At 30.2% G+C, this 1,135-nt stretch carries 2 protein-coding genes; one reads left to right on the top strand and one right to left on the bottom strand.

Annotated elements, in window-relative coordinates:
• Positions 1 to 381, top strand: a 381-nt coding sequence (locus AC1DTM_RS27720; protein ID WP_477001402.1) for an SMI1/KNR4 family protein, incomplete at its 5' end; no start/stop codon positions are given.
• Positions 382 to 544: 163 nt separating this feature from the next.
• Here the strand turns inward: AC1DTM_RS27720 and AC1DTM_RS27725 are convergent.
• Positions 545 to 805: a response regulator aspartate phosphatase gene (locus tag AC1DTM_RS27725; RefSeq protein WP_016104703.1), complete on the bottom strand. Its 261-nt coding sequence runs from the start codon at positions 803 to 805 to the stop codon at positions 545 to 547.
• Positions 806 to 1,135: the final 330 nt, after the last annotated feature.

A 1,135-nucleotide genomic window follows, 5' to 3' on the forward strand; every position in this document is an offset into this window, starting at 1 on the left:
GATATATATAAAGATTTTCTCCAAGTGTGTAATGGTGGAGAATTATTTATACCTGGAACGGTCCTGTCAGAAATTCATACAGCTGCTCGGGGCCAAAAACAGCGTGGTGGCTCCTATCTAAATGATTCGTTTAAAAAAGAACGAAGACCGACAAAGATGCCAGACACGTATTTAATCATCGCAGATTTAAACTATGGTGACTCGATTTGTATAGACTTAGAATCAAGCAATGGATACGATGCAACTGTAATACAATGGGATAGGGAGATTCACAGCGTTTCTAGATCATGGAATGGCTTGGCGGAATGGTTAATGGATACCTTAGACGAAGGATCATTACTAGTAGATTATGATGGTAATGAAAAAGATTTAGACTTTTAACATGAATAGTAAAAGTGAAGCCACAAGAATTTAGTGCTCTTGTGGCTTTTTATATAGCTAACTGCAAAACTTTGCTAAAAGTAAATTCATTCATTTCTTAAATTTTAATAATATTATAATATTTTTTTCAACTAAACTGCCACGTTGGCTTAAGTACACTTCTTTACAATCTTAACGAAACAATTGAGTCAATTTTAACAAATTCATCATGTGAAATATTCATACTATCGCTTAATACTTTATATCTAAAATCTAATAATGAATAATAAAATAATATTTGTTGATCTTCTTCGATATGACTTATTTTCGATTCGATTTCTTCTTTTAATGTTTTTGATTGCACAAAATCTTGGTTTAACATAAATTGAAACCAAATATCTAACGAATTTTTAATTTGTTCTTTAGTTACTACAGGTGTGCTCATAGCTACCCCATCCTCCTCGTTTCTATCTATGATTATCATAATTCCACAAAATAACAATAAAATTCCTTCTTCGAGTGTGGTTGATAAATAACTTTCAGAATATTCATTCCAATGAAAATGATAATATGTTAAGGTACCTACATAAATAAAGATATACATAATAATTTAAAAAGAAAGGGGAAAATCATGGGAGTTTTTGGGTAGGGAATAATAATAATAAGATCAAATCAGTATCCTAAGTTAGATGGCCTAAAACTTAATGGAGACTATATTTTAGAGGTGCCAGCATCTAATTAAAACATTAAAAACATTAAAAATATAGAAAAGTAT

The sequence above is a fragment of the Bacillus sp. P4_D3 genome (genome assembly GCF_056401855.1).

Bases quoted from the DNA above. Each gene is read 5' to 3' on its own strand.
- AC1DTM_RS27725 (WP_016104703.1), bottom strand. From the start codon at position 805: ATGAGCACACCTGTAGTAACTAAAGAACAAATTAAAAATTCGTTAGAT.